Origin of the sequence: Paenibacillus sp. FSL R7-0210, assembly GCF_038009085.1 — a bacterium.
Classification (GTDB): domain Bacteria; phylum Bacillota; class Bacilli; order Paenibacillales; family Paenibacillaceae; genus Paenibacillus_AQ; species Paenibacillus_AQ silagei.
In genome coordinates this window covers 4,340,342-4,358,191 of record NZ_JBBPAR010000001.1, presented here as the reverse complement: position 1 = coordinate 4,358,191, position 17,850 = coordinate 4,340,342, and the positions used below count along the sequence as shown (strand labels likewise).

The following is a 17,850-nucleotide window of genomic DNA, read 5'->3' as shown; positions in this document are numbered from 1 at the left end:
TGTTTTTGATTTTTCGTGTAACGGTTACGGCAAGAATGTGTTTTCCGGCCAGCGTGCCGCATTTTAATGAAGAGACGGGAGCTGTACATGATGAAAGCAAGTGAAATCCGTTCCAAATGGCTGCAGTTTTTTGAGAGCAAGAACCACCGTATTGAGCCGAGCGCCTCGCTCGTGCCCCACAATGACCCTTCGCTGCTGTGGATTAACGCAGGTATGGCGCCGCTGAAGGCGTACTTCGACGGCCGGGAGATTCCGGAGAATCCCCGCCTGACGAACTCGCAGAAATGTATCCGCACCAATGATATTGAGAATGTGGGCAAGACGCGCCGCCACCATACCTTCTTTGAGATGCTGGGCAACTTCTCCATCGGCGATTATTTCAAGGAAGAGGCCATCACCTGGGCTTGGGAATTCCTGACCGGCAAGGAGTGGATCGGCTTCGACGGCGACCGGATCTCCGTTACCGTGTATGCTGAGGACGAAGAAGCGTTCAAGCTGTGGAATGAGAAGGTCGGCCTGCCCGCAGAACGCATCATCAAGCTGGGCGACGAGAACTTCTGGGATATCGGCGAAGGCCCGTGCGGCCCGTGCTCGGAGATTTTCTATGACCGTGGTGAAGCATACGGCAGTGATATGAGTGATCCGGAGATGTATCCGGGCGGTGAGAATGAACGCTGGCTGGAGGTCTGGAACCTCGTATTCTCGCAGTTCAACCATAATAAGGACGGCAGCTATACGCCGCTTCCCAACAAGAATATTGATACCGGCGCAGGCCTGGAGCGCTTCGCTTCCATTCTGCAGGATGTGGACTCCAACTTCGATACCGATCTGTTCCAGCCGATTATCCAGAAGACCGCCGGGCTTGCCGGTGTAACCTACAAGGATAATGTTGAACAGGATATCGCGCTAAAAGTCATTGCTGACCATGTACGTACCGTTACATTTGCTGTGGGGGACGGCGTGCTTCCTTCCAATGAAGGACGCGGCTATATTATCCGCCGTCTGCTCCGCCGCGCCGTACGCTACGGCAAGACGCTGGGACTGGACCGTCCGTTCCTGCATGAGCTGACTGAGACCGTTGGAGAGATTATGGGAGTCTATTATCCTTCCGTGGTCGAGAACCGCGATTATATCGCCAAAATCATCCGTCTGGAAGAGGAGCGCTTCCACGAGACGCTGTCCGATGGTCTGGCGATCCTCGGGGAGATCAGCGCCAAAGCCAAAGCGGACGGCCTGAGCACCATTGCCGGTGCCGATGCATTCAAGCTCTATGACACGTATGGCTTCCCGTTTGACCTGACTGAGGACTTTGCATCCGAGCAGGGGCTTGCCGTTGACCGCGCCGGCTTCGATGCCGCGATGCAGGAGCAGCGTGACCGGGCGAGAGCTGCCCGTCAGGACAGCGCCAGCATGAAGATTCAGGGCGGTGCCCTGGCCGAGCTGACGGTTAAAAGTGAATTTGTTGGATATAATGACACGGTAACAGAGTCCAAGGTGCTGGCAATTGTGGTAGACGGTGCGCTTCAGGATACAGTAAGCGAAGGCGCTGAGTGCCAGGTCATCCTGGAGTCAACACCGTTCTATGCAGAGAGCGGCGGCCAAGTCAGCGACACCGGCGTTCTGACCGGCGGATCGGTGACAGCTAAGGTAACTGGGCTATTCAAAGCACCGCACGGACAGCATGTTCATCTGGTTACGGTGGAAGCAGGCGATCTGAAGGTAGGCGATACCGTCCGTGCCGAAGTGAACCGGGCGGAGCGCGAGGATATCGTGAAGAACCACACGGCCACTCACTTGCTGCACAAGGCGCTTAAGGAAGTGCTCGGCAGCCATGTCAATCAGGCAGGCTCTTTAGTAGAAGGCTCACGCCTGCGGTTCGACTTCTCGCATTTTGGAGCCATCACTCCAGAGGAACTCAGCGATATCGAGCAGCGCGTGAACGCCCAGATCTGGCGCAGCCTTCCTGTAGTCATTGAGAATAAGCCGATAGATGAAGCCAAAGCCATGGGAGCGATGGCCCTCTTCGGAGAGAAATACGGCAATGTTGTCCGTGTCGTTCAAGTCGGCGACTACAGCCTGGAGCTGTGCGGCGGATGCCATGTGTCTAATACAGCGCAGATCGGAATCTTCAAGCTGCTCAGCGAGAGCGGCATCGGTTCCGGGGTGCGCCGGATTGAAGCTGTGACTGGCCGTTATGCCTATCAGTTCACGGAGAGTCAGCTGGACCTGCTGAAGCAATCGGCAGCCCTGCTGAAATCGTCGCTGACCGATGTGCCGAAGCGGATCGAGGCGCTGCATGCCCAGGTACGCGAGCTGGGCCGTGAGAATGAATCGCTTCAGTCCAAGCTGAGCGCAACCTTCGCAGCAGAGCTGACCAGCAGTGTAGTCACAGTAGGCGGAGGAACGCAGCTTCTTGCGGTCTCTGTGCAAGCCGGCAATATCGATGCTTTGCGCTCGACAGCGGACGAACTGAAGTCCAAGCTCCCGGAGGCCATATTGGTGCTCGGTGCTGCAATGGAGGACAAGGTGAACTTCGTGGTCGCCGTGCCTCAGGAGCTGGTGAAGAAGGGCTTCCACGCCGGCAAGCTGGTGAAAGAGATCGCTGCCGTCTGCGGCGGCGGCGGCGGCGGACGTCCGGATATGGCGCAGGCCGGAGGCAAGGACGCTTCCAAGCTGGGCGAAGCCCTGAAGAAGGCAGAGGAACTGGTAGCCGCACAGGCTTAAGCAGTATGCAGTGATTCTTGTCTGTAAGAAACTGTGGATTTCTATCAAGGGTTGGGAAGCAGCGGTACTGAGGGCATTTCCTCGGTGCCGCTGCTTTATTCACACAATGTATATTTTTTGGGGTTATTCATTATTGACCCAGGGCTTGCAATAGCTTAAAACCCAAAAAAACATCTGGTTTTGTAGACAAAATGCCAAAAAAAGCGCTTTAACCATGGCAGGATTTCCTCGTTGGGGCATGAATATGTTATGATGAGGGCAGCAAGTGAGCTGTACAGCAGCAACTTTGCGAAGCCGCCCGAATCAGGGTGATTTTGCAGAAGGAAGGTGTCACCACATGGACTCCATGGACAAAACGGTCAAATTCAATGTGAAGGGCGACGAAAAGGAAGCCTCTCCCCAGGAAATACTGCTCGCCGTGTACGACGCGCTGGTGGAGAAAGAATATCATCCGATCAATCAGATCGTAGGATATCTTCTTTCAGGAGATCCGGCTTACATTCCACGCCACAACAATGCGAGAAGTTTGGTCCGGAGGAAAGAGCGTGATGAGCTGATCGAAGAACTGGTCCGTTTCTATCTGGCCAATCATCGGGTGGACCAGCCCAAATGATGAAGAAGCTGGGACTGGATTACGGCGACCGCAGAATCGGTGTCGCCACAAGCGATATTTTCGGATGGACAGCACAATCTCTGGAGACTATTGAGCGGCGCGGAAACGGCAATGAATTCGAACGTATCCGTGAACTGGTCAAGGAGTACGAAATCGGCGAGATTGTTGTCGGGCTGCCGAAGAACATGAACGGCTCCGTAGGACCCCGTGGTGAAATTTGCATCGAATTCGCAGATAAGCTTCGGGAGCAACTCGATTTACCCGTACACCTTTGGGATGAGCGTCTGACGACGGTATCTGCTGAGCGGGTGCTGATAGACGGGGACGTCAGCCGGAAGAAACGCAAGGGGCTGGTGGACAAAATGGCCGCAGCGCTGATTTTGCAAAATTTTTTGGATGCTAACAGTAAAAGGTGAGGGGTGTGCGGATATGACAAACGAACAGATCGGCCAAGAAGAGGAACCGGAAATTATCTATATTCCCGATGAGGAAGGTAATGAAGAGGAATTTGAGGTCATCATGAAGTTTGAAGTGGACGGATCGGATGCCAAGTATATGATGGTGGTTCCGCTTGATTCCGAGGATGAGGAGACAGATGAGGTCTACGCGTTCCGTTACGAGGAAGACGGCGACGATCTGCAGCTCTTCATGATTGAGAACGACGAGGAGTGGGCCATCGTAGAGGAGACCTTCAATACCTTGGTTGACGAGCTTGATGGAGGAGCAGAGAATGACTGAGTTTTCCGCTGATCAGGCGGTATGGACTTCTAAGCTCAAGGAAGTATATGGAGAAACAGTAGAACTGGAGGATGAGCAGGGCAAGTCTTCCGTTTACGATATTATTGCAGAATTTGCTGTGGGTGACCGTGCTTATGCCGTTCTGGCCGGATCGGGAAGAGCTGCGGAGCAGGAAATTCTGCGCATCGTAGTTTCTCCGGACGGACTTCCGGAACTGGAGAGCATTATGGACGATGAAGAGTGGGAGGATATTTCCGAGCTGTACGATGAGCTCACCTTCCCTGCGGATAGCGAGTAGGCGTCTGTAGCAACTTCATGTATGGCAGATACGGAAGAGGGCGGAAATTTTCCGCGCTCTTTTTGCTTATGAGGAGCGAAAGGATCTTTCCGTTTGCCTGAAAAAAGCTTATGCTATAAAAATAGGTTGAATTTTGGACAATACAATTTTATACTTTATAGTCGGAAAGTGAGGCGTAACATTTGAAAGCCGTGATCCGCACTGTGCTTATCTTAATTCTGGTCCTGGCAGCAGCTGCAGGAGGAGGAGCATGGTACATCTGGAATGGAATGCAGCCGGTCAAGCCCGCAGGGCCGGCCGTAACGGTTACGATAGAGAAGGGTATGGGAAGCTCGCAAATCGCCGACCTGCTTGAGCAAGAGGGCATTATCAAGCACAGCCTGTTCTTCAAAGGCTATCTGAAATGGGTCCAGGAAGGCTCCAGCTTCAAGGCCGGCACGTATCAGGTAAGCCCCGGCGACTCCTACGATACGCTGATAAGCCGGTTGAATGCCGGAGATGTTGTGAAGGAAGCTACCGTTACTTTTACAATTCCTGAAGGGTATACTGCGGTCCAGGTGGCAGAGAAGCTGGCCGCTGCATGGAATCAGAAGCCGGAGGTCTTCCTTGCGCTGATTGATTCCGGTAAGGGCATGGAAGCCGTAAGCAAGCTTGAGATTCCGGACAATCCGCTGCTGCGCCACCGGCTGGAGGGGTACCTTTTCCCGGAGACCTATGAACTGGCTAAGGACAGCACCCCGCAGGAAGTCATCGGGGCGATGCTGGAGCAGCTGGTGAAGAAGCTGGATACGATTCCAGAGTGGAAGGCCAAGCTGGCGAACCGCGGGCTCTCCCTGCATGAGCTGCTGACCGTAGCTTCACTGGTGGAGCGTGAGGTGGTAGTAGACAAGGAACGTCCGCTGGTGGCCGGTATTATCTATAATAGACTGGATAAAGGGCAGAAGCTGGAGATCGACGCTACCGTCCAGTACTTACTGGACAAGCAGAAAGAGCGGTTGTATGAGAAGGATTTGAAGGTAGATAGTCCTTATAATACGTATAAGCAGGCAGGCTTGCCGCCTGGACCGATCAGCAGCCCCGGGCTGGCGTCGATTGAAGCAGCTATGACGCCGGAGGTCTCGGATTATTTCTTCTATGTCACTAAGAAGGACGGCTCACAGGGGCATTTATTTGCCAGAACCTACAAGGAACATTTAGCCAATATTCAAAAAAGTAAACAAAATCCGTAAGAACCCGCTACAATAGTAAGGATGAGCAACGCACAGGAGGTAACACAATGAATAACACACCGGAGCTGCTGGCGACAGCGGCTTCTCTGGAAGAAGCTGCAGCGCTGCTGGATGCAGGAGCGAGTGCGCTGCTGGTCGGCGATGACCGCTTTGGTATGCGTCTTGCCGGACATTTTACACTTGAAGATACGGCCGCAGTAGTTAAACTGGCACATGCCCGGGGCGGTAAGGTATATGTAAGCATCAATGGATTGATTCCAAATACCATGCTGGAGGAGCTTCCGGCTTATGTGAAGGCGATCGGCGAGCTGGGTGTGGATGGGGTAGAGTTCGGTGATCCCGCCGTACTGGCGGCCGTCAAAGCCGAAGCGCCGGGAATGAAGCTGCACTGGAATGCGGAAATGACCTCGACCAACTATGCTACAGCCAATTACTGGGGCCGCAAGGGAGCCACGCGGGTCGTTCTGGCACGCGAGCTGAATATGGATGAGATGACCGAGATGGTCCCTCATCTGGAAGTGGAAGCCCAGGTTCAGGTACATGGCATGACGAATATCTATCATTCCAAGCGCAAGCTGGTTGCAAGCTATATGTCCCACCAGGGCCGTCCAAGCGATGGCGGAAGCCTGGGCAAGGAGCGCGGGCTGTTCCTGATTGAAGCGGAGCGTCCGAATGAGAAGTTCCCGATCTATGAAGACGAGAACGGTACGCATATTATGAGCTCGGATGATATTTGCATTCTGGAGGATCTTCATTTCTTGTTAAAAGCTGGCGTACACAGCCTGAAGATCGAGGGTCTGCTGAAGCCGGTGGCTTATAATGTGGCTGTCGTCAAGGCTTACCGTCACGCCATGGACGTCTACGCCGCTGATCCGGCTGAATATGCATTCGAGGAGTCTTGGCTGGACGAGGTCCGTGCCTTGCAGGACCCTGAGCGTGAACTGTCGTTCGGCTTCTTCTATAAAGAGCAGGTATATTAATATATAAATAAAAGGTATTGTCTCAGCTCTTGTAAGGTTTATCCCATCATCATTGGGTTCAGCGGCGGAGGGGAATTTGGAACTGCAGGAGCGGGTAGCGTCCGCCTTTAGGTTTGGATTTCAACTGCGGACCGCAGCTTAAATGAAGAAATCCAAACCTAACAGCGGCCGAAAGTCCAAATTCACCGCAGCAGCGTGTACCACCCGATGTATGCTTTTAAATCTTGCAGAAGATGAGACAACGAAAGGAGAACAGGAATGGGAACCATGACCAAGCCCCAGTTCAAGGGCAAGCGTTACCGTCTGGACAGACCGGAGCTCCTGGCTCCGGCAGGAAACTTAGAGAAATTGAAATTCGCCGTGCATTATGGCGCGGATGCAGTTTATATCGGAGGACAAAAGTACGGCCTGCGCTCAGGCGCAGATAACTTTACCTTCGAGGAAATGCGCGAGGGCGTTGAATTTGCCAAGAAATATGGTGCCAAAGTATTCGTAGCCACCAATATCTATGCTCACAATGAAGATGTCGCGGGGATTGAAGAATACCTGCGTAATTTATATGAGGCCGGAATTGCAGCGATTATCGTAGCCGATCCGGTGATTGTCGATACTGCCCTGCGCCTGGTGCCGGGTCTTGAGGTGCACCTAAGCACCCAGCAGTCCACGCTCAACTGGCAGGCAGTGTCCTATTGGAAGGAGGAAGGTCTGCCGCGCGTAGTATTAGGCCGGGAGACCAGTCTGGAGGAGATCGCCGAGATCAAGCAGCATGTGGATATTGAGATCGAGAGCTTCATCCATGGTGCGATGTGCTCCTCGTACTCCGGACGTTGTGTGTTATCCAACCACTTCACCGACCGTGACTCCAACCGCGGGGGCTGCTGCCAATCCTGCCGCTGGAAGTATGATCTGTTCGAAGATGCCCGTCCCGAAGGGAACTGGGTATCCGAAGAGGAGCAAGCTGAGGCGCCTCAGGCCTTGCAGCCCGGAATTACCCAGCTGCCGCTGCATCAGCCCGAGGATAACCCGTTCACTATGGGATCGAAGGACCTATGTATGCTGGAGAGTATTCCCGACCTGATTGAAGCCGGGATCGACAGCTTCAAGATTGAGGGCCGGATGAAATCGATTCACTATGTGGCGACCGTAGTGAATGCCTACCGCAAAGCCATAGATGCTTACATGGCCGACCCGGAAGGGTATGTACTGAAGCCCGAATGGCTGGAGGAGCTGCAGAAGGCGGCTAACCGTCCGCTGAATACTGGCTTCTTCTACGACACACCGGACCATGAGGATCACATCTATGAACCGGAAGAGAAGGCGGCTCCGTATGATTTCGCGGGACTGGTGCTGGAGTATGACGCAGAGAGCGGGATGGCGCTCGTTCAGCAGCGCAATAACTTCAAGCCGGGACAGGAAGTTGAATTCTTCGGCCCGGATGACACCTTCTTCAAGCAGACCGTTGGAGAGCTGTGGGATGAGGCCGGCAATCCGCTGGATGTGGCCCGTCACCCGCTTCAGCGTGTGCGGATGAAGGTAGATCAGCCTGTTGCTTATTTTGATATGATGCGCAAGCGAAAATAATGGCTTTACAAACTAAGGGATGCCCGTTTACACAAGGGCATCCCTTTTTTTGCGTGCTAAAAAAGGAGGTGTTTTGGGGCCCCCGCAAAGTATCTGATTAAGCATCGAAGCTAAAGCTCCACTTTGTGGGGTTATTTTGCATCAAATTGCCTATGCAATTCGACAAAAATATATGAGTATTGAAGCAATTTGCAAATAATGCTAAGAAAAATGAGACTTTGTGCCGATATATAGGGCAGGTAACGCTTACATATATCTTCCATTCTAGGCGATAGGCAGGTGATGGTTATGGGAGCTCCCAATCCGGACAACAAGACAGATAAAACGAAGGAGAGTAGGGTAAAAGTGGCGAAAAACAGTAAAAAGCCAAAGAGCACACAAAAGGCTAAGGCCCAGAAGACAGAAGCTTCACAGATAACAAGCAACACGGCAGAGAAGAGAAATTACAAGACAGTATTGAACGGCTCGCTACGCCAGGTGAAAAGGGTGAACCCGACCAAATCCGTAGGGGTGAAGCTGTTCCTGATCTTCTTATCTTCTATCGTGGTGGTGGTCCTGTTCTTAGGACTTCTGTCTTACAACAAAGCGAAGAATACAATTAAAGATAATGTGTCTGAAGCGAACCGGCAGACGATTATTCAGACCTCAGAGAAGCTGGACATTACCTTGAAGCAGTATGAGAGTCTCGCACTTCAGTTATATTTTGATACACAGATGCAGGCGAATCTGACAGAGCTGTCTTCAGCGAAGAGCAGCTATGATAAGTTCGTGGCTACGGATGCGATCAGCAAGAAGCTGTCCAGCCAGACTACAACAGATGCCAATATCGTCGCCATATCACTTATTCCGGAGGACCCTGAGATGGGGATCGTCTCCAGCGGAAGCACCGGTCTCGCAGGCGATGATGTGAGAGCACAGGAATGGTACAAGACCGTGGTCAAGAATTCAAGCTCTTATGAGCCTTATTATACGGCAGAAGCCAAATCCGCCCAGAACTACTGGTTCCCTACAGCCGTTGAAGGCAGCGGCGGCAAGAATCTGGCCATGGTCAGAACGCTTAAGAATCTGGGCTCCAATGCCTCATATGTAGTCATGCTGGAACTGAAGAGCACCCTCCTGGAAGAAGCCTTCAAGAGCGTAGAGCTTGGCGATGGCTCGCGGATTCAACTCGTTGCCCCGGATGGAACGGTAGTAGCTTCCTCGCAGCCTGAAGAGGACGGCAAAGCCACCGTACTGAATTTCATCAAGGACAGCAAGGTGAACAATGAAAGCACGGAAGCGAAGGATGAGAACGGCCAGGATATCCTTGCTGTATACAACCCGATGCAGAAGGCAGACTGGAAGCTTGCCGGTGTAGTTCCTACCGGAGAACTGGTTCAAGCTGCCACGCCGATTCTGTTTACCACCTTCCTTGCTGCCGGAGCGGCAGCCCTGCTTGCTATGGTTGTCGGCTTCTGGATGGTCCAGATGATCGCCAAGCCGCTGGCACGCTTGAAGGACCTGATGCTGGAGGGAGCCGAAGGTAACCTGAGTGTCCGCACGCAGTATGTCTCGAAGGATGAGATCGGCCAGCTGTCGGCCTCCTTCAATATGATGATGGGTAAGATTACGGAGCTGGTAGCCCAGACTACAGATACAGCCCGCGAAGTCCTTGAGACTGCGGGTGAGCTGGGGGATGCCTCGCGCAAGACGGCGATCTCCGCCAAGGAGATTGCTGCGGCCACGGAAGAGATTGCCGGTGGTGCGGGAAGTCTGGCCCAGGAAGCCGAGCGCGGCAATGAGCTGACTGACCTGATTGCTACGCAGATGCAGAGTGTTATTGCAGCCAACTCTGAGATGGATCAGGCAGCCCGTGGAGTTGGGGAAGCCAGCGGACAGGGTGCTGTACAGCTGGAAGAGCTGCTGGATCAGACCGGACGCACAGGGGAAATGACCTCTGCTCTGGTGGATAGAGTCAACAACCTCAAGGAAACGGTATATTCTGTAATCAAGGTGCTGGATGTGATGAAGAATATTACCCAGCAGACGAATATTTTGTCTCTGAATGCAACGATTGAAGCAGCGAGAGCAGGCGAAGCCGGCCGTGGCTTCATGGTAGTCGCAGGGGAGGTCCGGCAGCTTGCCGACCAATCCAAGCAATCCATTGCTCTGGTCGCCGGAATTACAGATAAGATCGTAGCTGAGATGGATGAGACGGTTGCTGTACTGTCTGAAGTGGCTCCGCTGTTCAAGCAGCAGATGGTGTCCGTGAAGAGTACCAGTGAGATCTTCGTGTCCGTGAAGGGTCAGATGGAAGACTTCATTATGAGTCTGGAGTCTGTAACAGGGGCCATCGACAGTCTGAACCATTCACAGGGTGTGCTGTCCGATGCTATGGGGAATGTGAGTGCGGTAGCGCAGCAATCCTCGGCAACCTCGGAAGAGGTAGCATCCCTCAGCAGTGAGCAGCAGAATGTCAGTGACCATCTGGTAGCCTTGTCGAACAAGCTGCAAGGGGCTTCCACCCAGCTGGAGAGCAAGCTGTCGCTGTTTACGATCAAATAAACATCAGAACCGTTCCGGATCTGAAGCAAGGGCGTCACGCAAGCCGATATTTGGCTGCGTGACGCCCTTTTCAACAGATAAGAATTTATATGTTTTGGGGTTTTGGCATAGTTGGCCTTGCAGGGTTATAGGTCCTTGTACATCCTTAAGCGAATGCGTATAATGGTTTTGTTAGGGTTTTGTTATTGTTGTTTGCTGGATTAGTTATGTAATTTGAACCTGGGAGAAGGCCGAATGAGAGCAGCACGCAATCACAACTGGTGGTCTTATATCGAGGACATGTCCATGGAGCGCAAGCTGTTCCTGGTATTTCTGGTCATTATTACGCTCCCGCTGTCCTTCATCAGTGTGATCAGCTTCAAGAGCTATTCCGAATCCATCCAGGCGAACACGATCGCCTATTCCGAGAAGCTGATTGATCAGATGATGGATTCCATTGATGATTACATAGAAGATATGAAACGGATTTCTTCCATGCCCGCTTACGTCAATGAGATTAAGCAGAACCTGATCCGCTCGAACCGCTATTATGAGCAAAAGCAGATGATGGAAGGCAAGCAGGACACGGCTCAGGTGGCTCCCGGTGATTTGGATCTCCTGCTGTCCATTCAGCGCGGCATCGAAGAGAATATATCATTTATTAACAATATTAAGCGGGGAACCAATTCGGTCTATATTTTTGATGCCTACGGGAATGGTTATTATTCTGCCAAGGATGGGGGAGTTCGGCTGGATCTGCAGCAGAGCTACAGGTTCTGGAGCGAGCAGGTAAAGGGCTCCGGCGGAGAAGCGACCCTGTTGGGAACACAGGCATATACAAGCAATTTGCAGAGTACCCGATATGCTTTTACGGTGGTGCGTCCCATTCTGGACGGGCTATGGAAGCCAGCCGGCCTGATCGCAGTGGAGGCTAACTTCAGTAATCTGGAGAATCAGGTGGCGGAGCTGGACAAGGTGACCCGGGGGAAATCTATCCTTGTGGATCAAGCGGGCAAAGTCATCTATGACAGTGAGCAGAAGCTGCTGACTGCGGATATTTCCCGGTCCTCCTTATTCCGTGCTGCGGAAGGGAGCTCCGGGAGCTTTTATGACACCGTATCCGGCAAGGACCGGCTTAATATTTATTCAAGCTCAACCAAGACGAATTGGAAGGTGATTATTTCCATACCGGTGGACGAATTGACCCGTGGAGTGAAGCTGACCCGCAATGCAACAATAGGCGCTACTCTAATCATCATTGTGCTGGCCCTGATCATTTCGCTCATTCTGTCGTTTGCCCTGACCAAGCCGCTAACCCAGATGATCCAGCTTATGAAAAAGGTACAGAACGGTGACCTTGATGTGACCTTCCGCATTAAACGCCGTGACGAGATTGGTCTCCTGGGGCATCAATTCAACCGGATGCTGGCCCGTATTCGTCAATTGATTCAGGATATTTATCAGATTGAGGAGCAGAAGAAGGAGGCGGAGCTGCAGGCGCTTCAGAGCCAGATCAATCCGCATTTTATCTATAACACGCTTGAAACCATCCGGATGACCGCAGAGATTAATGATGATGTGGAAGCCGCTGACATGATCTCCATTCTGGGGAAGCTTCTGCGCTACAGCACCAGTGACTTGAGCGGCTGGGCGACGATGAAACAGGAGCTGCTGTATGTGCGTAACTACGTGGAGCTGCTGGGCAGCCGGTATCCTGGCAGATTTGAGCTGACGATTGATGTTCCAGAGGCGCTTGACAGCTATTCCATGATTAAGCTGGTGTTTCAGCCGATTATTGAGAATGCTGCTTATCACGGGCTGGATGATACCAAGTCCCGGATGCAGCTGAGCATCAAGTGTGAGTATACAGAGCAGAAGCTTCTGTTCCATATCCATGATAACGGCTGCGGAATGGATCAGGTTACACTAGATAAGTTAAGAGAGCGGCTCCGGCACGAGCTCCCCCCGAAGAAGAGCATTAATGGAGGGATTGGCATGGCCAATGTACACCAGCGCCTTCAGCTTCATTACGGTCCGGCCTATGGGATTGAGGTGTTCAGCAAGCCGGGCGAGGGGACGGATGTAATCTTGTCATTACCGCTGCCGGGGCTTGCCGCCGGGAATGGAAGGGAAGATCCTTTTAAGGAGGAATGAGCTTGAGATGGAGGATTGTATGCTTTCCGGTGTATACTGTACTGCTGCTAATGCTGCTCCTGCTGGCAAGCGGCTGTAGCAGCTGGAGCAGTAGAGGGCCGGCATCGGTCCCGGCGGCTTCTGCCGGAGAGGAAGCGGCTTCCGGGCTGTCCGGGACCATTGTGATGCTGACGAACCGGATTGACCTGATTGAGAATGGGACCTTCAGGGACTACGCGGATGATTTCAGGAAGCGGTATCCTGAGGCGCATGTGGAATTCGAGGGGCTGTCTAACTATGCCACGGATATCCTGGTCCGCTTGTCCACCAAGGATACAGGGGATGTGCTGTTGCTGCCGGTCAATCTGCCTGCGAAGGAGCTGGAGCTTTTCTTCGAGCCTTTGAGCGGGGAGCTGGCGGCGCAGGAGCGATTCACGACCTTTGCAACCTTTGGCGGCAAGCGATACGGTCTGTCTACAGGTACGACTACGAGCGGAATCGTCTACAACAAAAAGGCTTTTGAGCAGGCGGGAATTGAGCAGGTACCGCAGACGCTGGATGAGTTCTACGCGGCCTGTGCCAAGCTGAAGCAGGCGGGCATTATCCCGCTGTATATGAATTACGGGGCAGTCTGGCCGCTGCGGGAGTGGGGCAATAACCTGGTTAATTATATGACGGGTAACCCTGATTATTTGAATGATATGGTCCATGAGGACAGACCTTGGCAGATCGGTAACGAATGGGGGCAGGCTCTGGGAATTGCCAGGACGATGCTGGCCAAGGGCTATGTCGAGGAACAGCTATTCTCCAACAGCTGGGAGATCTCCAAAGCCAGGCTGGCCAGAGGAGAAGCGGGCATGTATCTCCAGGGGAACTGGACCATCCGGCAGATTATGGATGCAGGTGCTTCACCGGAGGATATCGGCTTCTTTCCTTTTCCCTATGATAATCACCAGGTCCACTATGCTGCGCTGAATCCCGACTGGTTCATGGGGGTTAGCAGGTACAGCCGCAATAAAGAGCTTGCGATGGCTTGGCTGGAGTATTTCATTACAGAAACGTCGTATTCGAGAGATTGGGGATTTCTTCCGGCGAAGGGTTCGGACGAACCCGCTTTACAGCAATACAGCGAGTTCCTCTCCTATCACCCAAAGCTGGTTGAGGCTACGGTGCAGACGGATGCTTTCATTGATCTGGCGAACCGGACGAAGCTGAGCTTCTGGTCGGGCGATTATATTCAGGATGTGCTCGCGGCACCGGATCTGCAGAAGTCCTTTGACCAGTTGAATGCGAAATGGAAGGAAGCGCGCATGAGTCAGCAGTCTGTCCCGTAACCGCCGGGGGCTGCGCAGTAAGCAAGATCAAATTCTGGAGGTAGTGTTGTGGCCAAAAAAGTAACGATGCAAAAAATAGCCGATCATCTTGGGGTCTCCAAGTTCGTCGTATCCAAATCGCTCTCCGGCAAGGAGGGGGTCAATGAGACCACCCGTGAGCGGGTGATTCAAGCCGCCTCTCAGCTTGGATATTTCACCCAAAAAAACGCCTATGTGCAAAGTCCCAAGCGCCGTTCTCTGTCTGGAGAGCAAGACCGCAATAAGCAGTCCGTGCTGGTGCTGATGCCCAATATCCGCTCTCAGACCCAGGATTCACTATATTGGGGGAAAATTGTAGATGGCATTGCGCTGGCGTTGGATCAGGAGGGGCTGGGCATGGTGATCATCTCAGAGCACCGGGCCGATAATTTCGTAAATGTCCTTAATCCGGACGGCCTGCTCGGTCTGATCGGAGTTGGGCAGATCTCCACCTCACTGCTGCTAGAAGTGCATCGGATCGGGCTTCCGCTGGTCATGATCGACCATGAGGATGCTTTAATTCCGTGTGATACGGTATTTGCGAATAACATCGATTCGATGACCCGGCTCGTCAATCATCTGATTGGCACCGGACATACGTTATTTCACTTTGTCGGCAGTATCCGTTACTCCCGCAGCTTCCGTGACCGCTGGATCGGGTTCCGCAGCGCGCTGGAGGAGAGTCAGCTGAAGACCCCGGCTATCGATGATGAGCTGCTGCTGGAAGGGATGTATGACGAAGCGCTCCGTGAAGAATTCAGACGCTGGGTCGCCGCACGACAAGAGTCGGATACCTTGCCTACAGCGCTCGTATGCGCGAACGACTTCACCGCTCTTGCTGTTAGCGAAGTGTTGCGGGAAGCCGGGCTTGCTATTCCCGCTGATATTTCGGTCACAGGCTTTGACAATATCGAGGATTCCCTGCGGGGGGTTACTCCGCTTACAACCGTGCATGTTCCTAAGGAGGCTATGGGCCGGGCAGCTGTAGAGAAGCTGCTGAACCGTATCCAGAATCCCGCTGTACCGCTGGAGAAAATTCTGATCTCCGCAGATATCGTCCATCGCGACTCTGTGGGAAATCCCCGGGCTTGAAGCAGCAAAATAACCCCACAAAGTGGAGCTTTAGCTTAAATATAAGAATTTATATGTTGCACACGATAACTTATCCTTCTATTTCTCGCTAAAACGGTACCGTCCTCTAAAAGGACGGTACCGTTTCCGCTTGTTTGCGTTATTTCAATTGCAGGTTCCGTTCGATCAAAGCGATACGCTGCTGTACGCAAGCATAGGAACGAAGCGGATCTTCAGGAGTATTCACGACATAATCCAGCAGTTGATCTATGGTAGTGGTGGCTACATGGATGCGGGTATCGGAGGAAGCGTAATAGATGAAGACCTCGCCGTTATCACGGGCGATTATACCGTTGCAGAAGACAACGTTAGATACGTCACCGACGCGTTCTTCGCCGTCCGGAGCAATGAAATGCCCGCCTGGGGCATGAGTTACGCGGTTAGGCTCTGCAAGATCAGACAAGAAGGCATACAGCACATAGCGCAGTCCGGCAGCGGTGCCCCGGACACCATGGGCGATGTGCAGCCAGCCGAGAGGGGTTCTGACCGGGGCCGGGCCTTGACCGTTCTTCACTTCTTTGATGGTATGGTAGAAGCGCTGGTCTATAATCGTCTCACGGGTGATAACAGCGTTCTCAATCTGCTCCGATAAGCCCCAGCCGATGCCGCCGCCGGAACCGGCGTCGATGAACCCGTCCTGCGGGCGTGTGTAGAAGGCATACTTGCCGTCAACGAACTCTGGATGCAGGACCACGTTGCGCTGCTGGGCGGAGCCGGTCTTAAGATCGGCGAGACGCTCCCAGGTCTTGAGATCCTTGGTGCGGGCAATGCCGCACTGGGCAACTGCGCTGGACAAATCACCAGGGGGAGCGTCCGGGTCCTTGCGTTCGCTGCAGAACAGGCCGTAGATCCAGCCGTCTTCATGCTGCACAAGGCGCATATCGTAGACGTTAATATCCGGGTCTGCGGTCTCGGGAAGCACTACCGGGTGATCCCAGAAGCGGAAGCCGTCCACCCCGCTGCTGCTCTCGGCAACAGCGAAGAAGGATTTGCGGTCATGGCCTTCCACACGGGCAATGATGTAGAATTTGCCGTTCAGCTCAATGGCGCCGGGATTGAATACGCCGTTCACTCCGATTCTCTCTGCGAAATAAGGGTTACTCTCTTCATTGAAGTCGTAACGCCAGATCAGGGGGGCGTGCTCCGCAGTGAGCAGGGGATACTTGTAGCGGTCATAAATACCGTTGCCGTAAGGCAGCTTCTCATTGGTGCGGCCGATGAGAGCTTCATAGCGCTGCGTCAACGCCTGCTTCCGTTGTTCAAAGATTGTGCTCATTAAATAATCTCCTCTACATGTAATGGTTCGCCAAGCCGTCTAATCATCTCGAAGCAGGCCCGGCTGTTATGATAGGGACATTTCCAGGCGCTCACCTTGGGAGTATGAGCCAGCGGCTGCAGGGATTCATCTACACCCCAGTGCCACTCGCCCAGCTTATGATCAATAATATATTTCTCTGTGAAGCTCCATGAGTTCTCAGCGGCTTCCAGGAACCGCGAATCTCCGGTTAACTGATACGCATTGTAGAATCCGACCATGGCTTCAGCCTGCGGCCACCAGTCTCTGGACTCATGGGCTTTATCGATGAAGCCGCTACGATCGGCCTCATTCCAGATTCCGCCATCCACTTCAATCCCCTCTGCCAGCGCAGCTTCGGCCATCGACAGGGATGCCTTACGTACACGCCCAAGCAGTTCCTCGTCCCCAAGGGTCTCCGCAGCTTCATAGAGCAGCCAGCTTCCTTCTATGTCATGGCCGAAGGAGATAAGCTCTGACTTCACCCGCCACTCTTCATCCATGAACAGATGGAAGTGCTTGCCGTCCGAATCCAGAATATGCTCCAGCATGGTTTCGATCAGCTCAGTTAGCTTGTTACGAAGAAGCTCTGACTTCCACACCCGGTACAAGCCGGTGTACCCTTCCAGTACATGCAGATGCGTATTCATGGATTTCTTCTCATTCATATCCTTCGCGCTGAGGCTTAGGGAATCGGTCATCTCCCACTCCCGTGACAAGGCTTCGATATACCCTGTGTGAAGAGGGTCATAACCGTACTTCTCAATCAAATGGAACAATTGGGTTGCTTGGCGCAGGACGTCTTTCCGGCCGGTGGCATGATGGTACTCAGCCAAGGCATAGATGACAAAAGCGAGTCCGTAGATTTGCTTCTTAGGCTGGGAAGCAGCGCCGTGTTCATCCACCATCCAGAAGAATCCGCCAAATTCGGGATCTGTGAAATACTGAATGAGATAATCATAGGCGCGTTCCGCCATAGTCAAATATTCTGCCGTTCCATAGATTCTGTAAGCACTTGCAAATGTCCAGAGAATCCGTGCATTCAGTACAAGGCTTTTGTCTGCACCGGGTATCACCTGCAGCTGGTTGTTCATCTCACCGATAAAGCCGCCATGAGTTTCGTCGATGGTCTGCTTCATCCAGAAGCCGAGAATGTTGTCTAACAGCTCAGCTTCCAGCCGGGTGCGCCACACTTCGGTTGCATTGTTCATCCTGTTCTGTTCACTCCTTAATATTGCTTGCTGGTATGGGAGT

Annotated in this window: 14 protein-coding genes; 12 read left to right on the top strand and 2 right to left on the bottom strand. The window is 52.9% G+C overall.

Annotated elements, in window-relative coordinates:
• The first annotated feature begins 90 nt into the window (after positions 1-90).
• The 12 genes from alaS to MKY64_RS18605 all read left to right on the top strand — a co-directional run bounded on the left by alaS (position 91) and on the right by MKY64_RS18605 (position 15,263).
• Positions 91-2,724: an alanine--tRNA ligase gene (alaS, locus tag MKY64_RS18660; protein WP_340958121.1), complete on the top strand. Its 2,634-nt coding sequence runs from the start codon at positions 91-93 to the stop codon at positions 2,722-2,724.
• 337 nt (positions 2,725-3,061) lie between these two features.
• A complete protein-coding gene (locus tag MKY64_RS18655; protein WP_036696603.1) occupies positions 3,062-3,337 on the top strand; it encodes an IreB family regulatory phosphoprotein in 276 nt (91 codons plus the stop codon).
• Positions 3,337-3,753 (top strand): Holliday junction resolvase RuvX, encoded by a 417-nt coding sequence (gene ruvX / locus MKY64_RS18650; RefSeq protein WP_200869510.1) that lies wholly within the window; start codon positions 3,337-3,339, stop codon positions 3,751-3,753. Before MKY64_RS18655 ends, ruvX begins: the two co-directional genes overlap by 1 nt.
• Positions 3,754-3,766: 13 nt before the next feature.
• Entirely contained in the window at positions 3,767-4,075 is a 309-nt protein-coding gene (locus tag MKY64_RS18645; RefSeq protein WP_036696606.1) for a DUF1292 domain-containing protein, read from the top strand.
• Entirely contained in the window at positions 4,068-4,373 is a 306-nt protein-coding gene (locus tag MKY64_RS18640; RefSeq protein WP_036722601.1) for a DUF1292 domain-containing protein, read from the top strand. Before MKY64_RS18645 ends, MKY64_RS18640 begins: the two co-directional genes overlap by 8 nt.
• A 182-nt stretch (positions 4,374-4,555) precedes the next feature.
• A complete protein-coding gene (gene mltG, locus MKY64_RS18635) occupies positions 4,556-5,602 on the top strand; it encodes an endolytic transglycosylase MltG (protein ID WP_200869505.1) in 1,047 nt (348 codons plus the stop codon).
• A gap of 47 nt (positions 5,603-5,649) precedes the next feature.
• Entirely contained in the window at positions 5,650-6,582 is a 933-nt protein-coding gene (locus tag MKY64_RS18630) for a peptidase U32 family protein (protein ID WP_339254849.1), read from the top strand.
• Positions 6,583-6,840: 258 nt separating this feature from the next.
• A complete protein-coding gene (locus MKY64_RS18625) occupies positions 6,841-8,163 on the top strand; it encodes a peptidase U32 family protein (protein WP_036722597.1) in 1,323 nt (440 codons plus the stop codon).
• A gap of 345 nt (positions 8,164-8,508) precedes the next feature.
• Entirely contained in the window at positions 8,509-10,707 is a 2,199-nt protein-coding gene (locus MKY64_RS18620; RefSeq protein WP_340954966.1) for a methyl-accepting chemotaxis protein, read from the top strand.
• A 234-nt stretch (positions 10,708-10,941) separates the two neighbouring features.
• Positions 10,942-12,840 (top strand): cache domain-containing sensor histidine kinase, encoded by a 1,899-nt coding sequence (locus MKY64_RS18615; protein ID WP_340954964.1) that lies wholly within the window; start codon positions 10,942-10,944, stop codon positions 12,838-12,840.
• Complete coding sequence (locus MKY64_RS18610) at positions 12,837-14,153, top strand: ABC transporter substrate-binding protein (protein WP_445671705.1); 1,317 nt, start codon at positions 12,837-12,839, stop codon at positions 14,151-14,153. Before MKY64_RS18615 ends, MKY64_RS18610 begins: the two co-directional genes overlap by 4 nt.
• Positions 14,154-14,201: 48 nt before the next feature.
• The gene (locus tag MKY64_RS18605; RefSeq protein WP_340954960.1) at positions 14,202-15,263 is read left to right on the top strand and encodes a LacI family DNA-binding transcriptional regulator; all 1,062 of its coding nucleotides are present in this window, start codon (positions 14,202-14,204) and stop codon (positions 15,261-15,263) included.
• Between the two features lie 139 nt (positions 15,264-15,402).
• Here MKY64_RS18605 and MKY64_RS18600 read toward each other — a convergent pair whose 3' ends face one another.
• Both MKY64_RS18600 and MKY64_RS18595 read right to left on the bottom strand, forming a co-directional pair.
• Entirely contained in the window at positions 15,403-16,578 is a 1,176-nt protein-coding gene (locus tag MKY64_RS18600) for a glycoside hydrolase family 130 protein (protein ID WP_340954958.1), read from the bottom strand.
• Positions 16,578-17,807, bottom strand: coding sequence for an AGE family epimerase/isomerase (locus MKY64_RS18595; protein ID WP_340954957.1), 1,230 nt, complete (start codon positions 17,805-17,807; stop codon positions 16,578-16,580). The genes MKY64_RS18600 and MKY64_RS18595 overlap by 1 nt, the downstream gene beginning before the upstream one ends.
• Between the last annotated feature and the right edge of the window lie 43 nt (positions 17,808-17,850).